General features: G+C 67.3%; 6 protein-coding genes and 1 pseudogene. 2 read left to right on the top strand and 5 right to left on the bottom strand.

Features of this window, described 5'->3' with window-relative positions; all coding sequences use genetic code 11:
- The 4 genes from AC27KI_RS15525 to AC27KI_RS15540 form a co-directional block, all read right to left on the bottom strand.
- Positions 1–922 (bottom strand): NAD(P)-dependent oxidoreductase (locus AC27KI_RS15525; RefSeq protein WP_487114612.1); only part of this gene is annotated, 922 nt, incomplete at its 3' end.
- Between the two features lie 67 nt (positions 923–989).
- Positions 990–2,126: a PilT/PilU family type 4a pilus ATPase gene (locus AC27KI_RS15530; protein WP_272566929.1), complete on the bottom strand. Its 1,137-nt coding sequence runs from the start codon at positions 2,124–2,126 to the stop codon at positions 990–992.
- A 33-nt stretch (positions 2,127–2,159) separates the two neighbouring features.
- Positions 2,160–2,795, bottom strand: a complete 636-nt coding sequence (locus AC27KI_RS15535; protein ID WP_272566930.1) for a cyclic nucleotide-binding domain-containing protein — start codon at positions 2,793–2,795, stop codon at positions 2,160–2,162.
- 77 nt (positions 2,796–2,872) lie between these two features.
- Complete coding sequence (locus tag AC27KI_RS15540; protein WP_092744851.1) at positions 2,873–3,916, bottom strand: type IV pilus twitching motility protein PilT; 1,044 nt, start codon at positions 3,914–3,916, stop codon at positions 2,873–2,875.
- 39 nt (positions 3,917–3,955) lie between these two features.
- Between AC27KI_RS15540 and AC27KI_RS15545 the strand changes: the two are divergent.
- Positions 3,956–4,680 (top strand): annotated as a pseudogene (locus tag AC27KI_RS15545) (YggS family pyridoxal phosphate-dependent enzyme).
- Between the two features lie 19 nt (positions 4,681–4,699).
- On the opposite strand, the gene AC27KI_RS15550 reads toward AC27KI_RS15545, so the two are convergent.
- Positions 4,700–6,310, bottom strand: a complete 1,611-nt coding sequence (locus AC27KI_RS15550; protein WP_284431085.1) for a methyl-accepting chemotaxis protein — start codon at positions 6,308–6,310, stop codon at positions 4,700–4,702.
- A gap of 308 nt (positions 6,311–6,618) precedes the next feature.
- On the opposite strand from AC27KI_RS15550, the gene AC27KI_RS15555 reads away from it, so the two are divergent.
- The coding region (locus AC27KI_RS15555; protein ID WP_487114614.1) for a TackOD1 domain-containing metal-binding protein at positions 6,619–7,910 on the top strand (1,292 nt) is incomplete at its 3' end.

Below are 7,910 nucleotides of genomic sequence, written 5' to 3' on the forward strand. Positions count from 1 at the left end.
TTTTCTTGCGGCCCAGACGCGTGATCAGGCTGGAGGTGTCCCAACGGGCGCCGCCGTGCTGCTGCACATCGGCATAGAACTGGTCCACCAGCGCCGTGACCGGCACACGTGCGCCGTTGCGGCGGGATTCGTCGAGGACCAGGCCGAGGTCCTTGCGCATCCAGTCCACGGCAAAGCCGAAGTCGAAGCGGCCTTCCACCATGGTCTTGCCGCGGTTGTCCATCTGCCAGCTTTGCGCGGCCCCTTTGCCGATGACGTCCAGCACCAGCGGCATGTCCAGCCCGGCGTGCTGACCGAAGGCGATCGCCTCCGACAGGCCCTGCACGATACCGGCGATGCAGATCTGGTTGACCATTTTGGCCAGTTGGCCCGATCCGCTGTCGCCCACGCGGGTGAAAGCCCGGGAAAAGGCCAGCGCGGTGGGCTTCACGCTGTCGAAGGTGCCAGCGTCGCCGCCGCACATCACGGTCAGCTGGCCGTTCTGGGCCCCAGCCTGGCCACCGGACACGGGGGCATCGATGAACTGCAGTCCCAGCGTGCGCGCCGCGCCGTACAGTTCGCGAGCGACCTCGGCCGATGCCGTGGTGTGATCCACGAAGACCGCGCCGGGCTGCATGCCCGCGAAGGCGCCATCGGCACCCAGCGTGACGGAACGCAGATCGTCGTCGTTGCCGACACAGCAAAAGACGATGTCCGCCCCCTGGGCGGCTTCGCGTGGCGTGGGGGCGTGCCGGGTCGCGGCGCTGCCCGCGAACTCTTCGCACCAGGCGGCCGATTTGGCGGCGGTGCGGTTGTACACGGTAACGGTATGGCCTGCGAGGGCGAGGTGCCCCGCCATGGGGTAGCCCATGACGCCCAGGCCGAGAAAGGCGACCTTGCGGGAAGGCGTGGCGTCGTAGCTGCGGGGATTCGTGCTGGGCATGGGAGAGGGCTCCATTTCAGAAAAAAGAAAACCCGCCGGGCAAGGGCGGGTGGTGGGGCGGCTGGCGTCAGACGATGGCGAAGTGCTCGGTGCCCGAGGCCAGGTCGGTGGTCTTGGCGCGCTGGCTGCCCAGCTTGATCTGCAAACGCAGGTCGTTCAGTGAGTCGGCATTGCGCAGCGCGTCCTCGTAGGTGATGACGTTGGCCTCGAACAGGTCGAACAGCGATTGGTCGAAGGTCTGCATGCCGAGGTTCCGGCTCTTCTTCATGATCTCCTTGATCTCGGCGACTTCGCCCTTGAAGATCAGGTCGGCGATCAGGGGCGTGTTCAGCATCACCTCGACCGCCGCGGCCCGGCCCTTGCCATCCTGCTTGGGGATGAGGCGCTGGGAGATCATGCCGCGCAGGTTGAGCGACAGGTCCATGAGGAGTTGCGCGCGCCGCTCTTCCGGAAAGAAATTGATGATGCGGTCCAGCGCCTGGTTGGCGCTGTTGGCGTGCAGTGTGGCCAGGCACAGGTGGCCTGTTTCGGCGAAGGCGACCGCATGCTCCATGGTTTCGCGGTCGCGGATCTCGCCCATCAGGATGACGTCCGGCGCCTGCCGCAGCGTGTTCTTGAGGGCGGCTTCCCAGCTGTCGGTATCGAGTCCCACTTCGCGCTGGGTGACGACGCAGTTCTTGTGCGGATGCACGAACTCGATGGGGTCTTCCACGGTGATGATGTGGCCGAACGAGTTCTCGTTGCGCCAGTCCACCATTGCCGCCAGCGTGGTCGATTTGCCCGAGCCCGTGGCGCCCACCAGAATGCACAGGCCCCGCTTGGTCATCGTGACTTCCTTGAGCACCTGCGGCACGCCGAGCCCGTCGATGGTCGGCAGCGTGAGCGGAATGGTCCGCAGCACCATGCCGACGCGGCTTTGCTGGATGAACGCGTTCACGCGAAAGCGCCCGATGCCGGCGGGCGAGATGGCGAAGTTGCACTCCTTCGTGCGCTCGAAGTCGGCCACCTGCTTGTCGCTCATGATGGCGCGCGCCAGCGTCAGCGTGTGGGCGGGGGTGAGCGGCTGGGGGGACACCTTGGTGACCTTGCCGTCCACCTTGATCGCGGGCGGAAACTCGGCCGTGATGAACAGGTCGCTGCCACCCCGGCTCACCATGAGCTTGAGCAGATCGTTGATGAATTTACTGGCCTGATCGCGTTCCATCAGCTCTCCCTGGGGTGGTTGCAGCGCGGTGCGTCATTTCTGGCTGTCGGACAGGCGGGCGCTCACGACGCGAAGGCGCAGCGAGAGCTTGCGTGCCAGCAGGGCCACCAGGCTGGCGGCCAGCTGGGGGTCCTTGGTCATCATGTCGTCCATGGCCTCCGCGCTGAGCACCGCGATCTCGCAGTCAGTCAGCGTGGTGCAGGCCGAAAAGCGGATACCGCTGTCCAGCAGCGACATTTCGCCCAGGATATCGCCGGGACGGGTTTCCGCCAAGCGCAGGTGCTCCCCCCAGGGCTGCACGCGATCGACGGCGATCGTGCCGGTGAGCAGCACCACCATGAAATTGCCGTACTCGTCCTGGCGGATCACATCGCGGTTGGGCGCGACGGCCGCGAACTCGAAGAAGCGCTCCATGCGCTCAACGGCGTCCCGGTCCAGGTGCGCCATGTATTTGTCCTTGGACCACAGCGCCTGCAGCAGCTTGCCGCCGCGGCTGGCGGCCATGCGCCTGGCACCCACCTCGACGGCGCGGGCTTCCCAGGGCACCAGCATGGCGTCGTCCACACCTTGTCCGGCGAAAGCGGTGGTGAAGAAGACGGAGTCGCCGCCTTCTTCCGCCGCTTTGCCGCCGCGGGTCTTGGCCTTCAACAGGCCGAGGATGCCTTTCATAGGGGGTGCTCCGGTGTGCCGCCTGAAAAAGGCCGCGAATCTCTGGGGTGGGTGGACGGGAGGGGATGCGGTGTGCATCAACCCGGGAAGTTGTCGGGGATCTTCGCCTTGCCCCGCGCCTCTGCCGGGCTGATGACGTTGCGCCGGACGAGGTCGGTCAGGTTCTGGTCGAGGGTCTGCATGCCGGCGCTACTGCTGGTCTGGATGGTGGAGTACATCTGTGCCACCTTGGCCTCGCGGATCAGGTTGCGGATGGCGCTGGTGCCCAGCATGATCTCGTGCGCCGCGACACGGCCCTGGCCGTCCTTGGTCTTGCACAGCGTCTGCGAAATGACGGCCTGCAGCGACTCGGACAGCATGGCCCGCACCATTTCCTTTTCCTCGGCGGGGAACACGTCGATGATCCGGTCGATGGTCTTGGCGGCGCTGGAGGTGTGCAGCGTGCCGAACACCAAGTGGCCCGTTTCCGCGGCCGTCATGGCCAGGCGGATGGTTTCCAGGTCGCGCATTTCGCCCACCAGGATGGCGTCCGGGTCTTCGCGCAGGGCCGACTTGAGGGCGGCCGCGAACGACAGCGTCATCGGCCCGACCTCGCGCTGGTTGATCAGGCACTTCTTGGATTCGTGCACGAACTCGATCGGGTCTTCCACCGTGAGGATGTGGCCGTATTCGCTTTCGTTCAGGAAGTTGACCATGGCCGCCAGCGTGGTGGACTTGCCCGAGCCCGTGGGGCCCGTGACCAGCACCAGGCCGCGCGGTTTCAAGGCCAGTTCGCCGAAGATCTTGGGGGCGTTGAGCTGCTCCAGCGTCAGGATCTTGCTCGGAATGGTCCGGAACACGGCGGCCGCGCCGCGATTCTGATTGAACGCGTTGACGCGAAAGCGCGCCAGGCCCTCGATCTCGAAGGAAAAGTCCACTTCCAGGAATTCTTCGTACGCCTTGCGCTGCGCATCGCTCATGATGTCGTACACCATGGCGTGGACGGTCTTGTGGTCAAGCGCATCGACGTTGATGCGCCGCACGTCGCCGTGGACCCGGATCATGGGTGGAAGGCCCGCCGACAAGTGCAGGTCAGAAGCCTTGTTCTTCACGCTGAATGCCAGCAGTTGGGTGATGTCCACGGGGTCCCTCGGTCGTTTGGTACGCTCAGAGGAATCATTATGACGACGATTGGTAACAACCTCCAACAGGTTCTTGGGCGCATCGCGCAGGCCTGCGCCGCGGCCGGGCGCGACCCTGCCAGCGTGCGCCTGCTGGCCGTTTCCAAGACCTTCGGCGACGACGCCGTGCGCCGTGCCGCCGAGGCCGGGCAGCGCGCGTTCGGCGAGAACTACATCCAGGAAGGCGTGGCGAAGATCGCCGCGCTGCGAGGCGGCGCCACGCCCTGGGCACCGCCGCTGCAGTGGCATTGCATCGGCCCCGTGCAGAGCAACAAGACCCGGCAGGTGGCCGAGCATTTCGACTGGGTCCACACCGTGGACCGCGAAAAGATCGCGCAGCGCCTGGCGGAGCAGCGGCCTGCCGGCCTGGCGCCGCTGGATGTGTGCATCCAGGTGAATGTGGACGGCGGCGCGACCAAGGCGGGCGTGCCGCCAACGGAGGCTCTGGCCCTGGCGCGGTCTGTTGCGCGGCTGCCACGGTTGCGGCTGCGGGGCCTGATGAGCATTCCCGATGTGGCCCCCGATTTCGCCGCGCAGCTGGCGGTCCATGCGGCGGCGAAAGCGCTGTTCGACCAGATCCGGGGGGGAGGGGGGGCGAGGGCTTTGCGGCGTTCGACACGCTGTCGCTGGGCATGACCGCCGACCTGGAGGCGGCGATCCACGCGGGGAGCACCCTGGTGCGGGTCGGCACGGGCGTCTTCGGCACCAGGGCGGCCCCCGCCTGAGGCCGGGGCCGCGCCATGCTCAGGCCCGGCGCGTCCAGCCCAGTTGCGGCGACGGGCCGGCCTCGGCGTTTTCCTGATTCAGCCGGAAGACCCCCACGGCCTGCAGCAGGGCGCTGGTGCGGTCCTTCATGCCGCTGGCGGACGCCGCCATCTGCACGACCACGCTGCCGTTTTGCTGGGTGACCTGGTCCATCTGCGACACGGCCTGGCCGACCTGGGCGACGCCCATCGCCTGCTCGTTGCTGGCCGCGCTGATTTCCTGCATGAGGTCCGTCACGCGGCGGATGGACGACACCACCTCCGTCATGGTGGCCCCGGCCTTGTTCACCAGCACGCTGCCCTGCTCGACCCGCTGCACGCTGGTGGAGATCAGGTGCTTGATCTCTCGCGCCGCCTCGGCCGAGCGGCCGGCCAAACTGCGCACCTCGCTGGCGACCACGGCGAAGCCCCGGCCCTGCTCACCCGCGCGCGCCGCCTCCACCGCGGCATTGAGGGCGAGGATGTTGGTCTGGAACGCGATGCTGTCGATGACGCCGATGATGTCGGCGATCTTGCGGGAGCTTTCGTGGATGCCCTTCATGGTCTCGACCACCTCGGTCACGACCTCGCCGCCCTGGATGGCCACGGCGCTGGACTGGGTGGCGAACTGGCTGGCCTGGCGGGAGTTGTCGGCGTTCTGGCGCACCGTGGAGCCCAGTTGCTCCATGGACGCCGCGGTCTGCTGCAGGGCGCTGGCATGGTGCTCGGTGCGGCTGGACACGTCATGGGTGCCTTGTGAGATCTCGGTGCTGGATGCCGCCACCGCCTCGGAGGTGCGGCGCACGTCGTACAGCACGTTCTGGAAACTGTCGCGCAGCGCCTCCAGCGACTGCAGCAGCTGGCCGGCCTCGTCGGTCTGCCGGGCCTCGACGGCCTGCGTCAGGTCGCCGGTGGCCATGGTCCTGGCAGCCTGCACCGCCCGCTGGATGGGGCGCACGATGCTGCGGGAGATGAGCCAGGCCGTCGCTGCCGCCACCACGATCGCCGTGCCGCTGAGCACCAGCATCAGGATGGAAAAGCCTTGGGCGACGGACCGCGCATTGGCCGATTCGGCCTTGTTCTTTTCCTCCTCGATGTCGATCAGCCGGTTGATGCTGGCCAGCCACTCCACATAGGCGGGCCGGGCCTGCTCCTGCAGAACCTGAATGGCCTTCTCAGGCTGGTGGGCGCCGCTCAGCTCGATGACTTGGCGGGTCAGCGGCAGGGCGCGTGATTCGACCTCCTTGATGCGGTCCAGGGCCTCCCGCTCGCGGGGCTCGATCGGGGTGGAGGCGAACATCTGGTCCAGCGGCGCTGCCGACTGCGCATAGTGGCCCGCGAGCTTCTGGATCAGGTCGATCTCGGCCTGGAGCTGGTCGGGCCGCGTGGCCAGGGTCACGTCGCGCAGCGCGATGGCGCGGTCGTGCACGCTGCCGCGGAAATTGATGGCATAGCGCTGCTTGGCGCTGTTGAAGTCCCCGATGGTGGCCAGGCTGGCGTTGATGTTGGACACCCGGTTCACGCCGATGACCGTCAGGCCGAGCATCAGCAGGATGAGCAGGGAAAATCCCAGCGCCAGTCGGTGGGCGATCTTGATGTTCGAAAGCTTCATGGTTTCACCTCGGTTTCAGGAGTGGTGTGGATTGGTTTTGTTTGTTTCCTTTTGTAATTTTTGACAGTTGCGTGACAAATTTCAATCGCCAAAAGCGGGGTGTTGGATCGCCGTCCTTTTTGAGAATTGTTGAGGATTGGGCCGCGCCGATTCGGTAGGCGTGAGTGGCGGATTCGCAGCCAGCCGGTGCTTGCAAAGGGTTGCACAGCACTGGCTTGGGGACGGCCTTGTCCTACCGGGTGCGGGAAGGCCCACTCTTAGAATGCGGCCGGCCATGCTCTATGGCGTAACGCGAATGGATAGTTGTTTTGAATGTTGAAATCACGCCGGCCGTGGCGTTGGAAACGATGGTGGTGCTGCGGCCTTCCGGGCAGTTGGCGGCCGGCGAGTCGAGGGCCAGGGCCTGGAGTGCATGGGAGGCCTTCGCGGACTCTGGCGTGGAGCCCCTGGGGTTCTACCTGGACGGCTGGGAGGGCGATGCCCCCGCCGCGCTGGCGGCCCAATTGCGCGCCAGCGTCTGGTGGGACCGCCCGCTGTTCGTGGCGCCCGGCGATGCGGCTCCGCCCTGGCTGGCCGATGGCGCCGCGCCGTATGCTGCCGCCCTGGCCGCCAGCGAGCTGTGCCTGGCCGTGCGGCGCAGCCTGCCGCTCGATCCCGCGGCCCTGCATTTCGACGAGCGGGTGCTGTATTTCCTGTGCCTGCGCGACGGCGCCCAGCTGCAGCCGCAATGCGACCGTGCCAGCCTGGCGCTGTACCGCTACCCGATGGTCGAGGCGCTGGCCCGGCCCGGCGACGATGCCGACGCGTGCCTGGCCGGGCTCACGCGGCGCCGGCTGCTGGAGCCGGCCGAGCTGGTGGACCGCACACGGCACTGCCGCACCTGCGGCAGCGCGCACATCCACTACCTGGACGTGTGCCCGCACTGCACCAGCATCCACATCCGCAAGTCGCCCTCGCTGCATTGCTTCGCCTGCGGCCACGTGGCGCCCGAGGCCGACTTCCATGCCGATGGCGCGCTCTCGTGCCCCAAGTGCAACGCCATGCTGCGGCACATCGGCGTGGACTACGACCGGCCGCTCACGCAGTACGCCTGCGGCAGCTGCCACCACGTGTTCGTGGAGACCCAGGTGGTGGCCCGCTGCCTGGACTGCCGCACCACGGCCGAGCCCAGCACGCTGGACGTGCGCGAGATCTCGTCGCTGCGCCTGAGCCCGCAGGGCCGTGCCGCGCTGCGCGCCGGGCAGATCCAGGAATCGTTCGCCGCGCTCGACTCCGCGCACTACGTGCCGCCCGCCGATTTCCGCCGCATGCTCGACTGGGCGCTGGCCACGCATGCGCGCCACGGCGAGATGCGTTTCGCGCTGATGCTGGTGGAGTTCCAGAACGCGGCCGAGGTGATCGAACGCGAAGGCGCCTCGCGCGTGTTCCTGATGCTCGACGAGTTCGCGCGGCGCCTGCACGAACTGCTGCGCACCTCGGACATCACCACGCGCACGCAGGAGGAATGCCTGTGGCTCTTCCTGCCGTTCTCCTCGCCCGAGGGGCTGGCCGCGCGCCTGCAGGCGTCGCTCCAGGGCGCGGGCGGCGGCGCGGCCGCGAT

It is taken from the genome of Acidovorax sp. KPB24-03 (assembly GCF_057546605.1).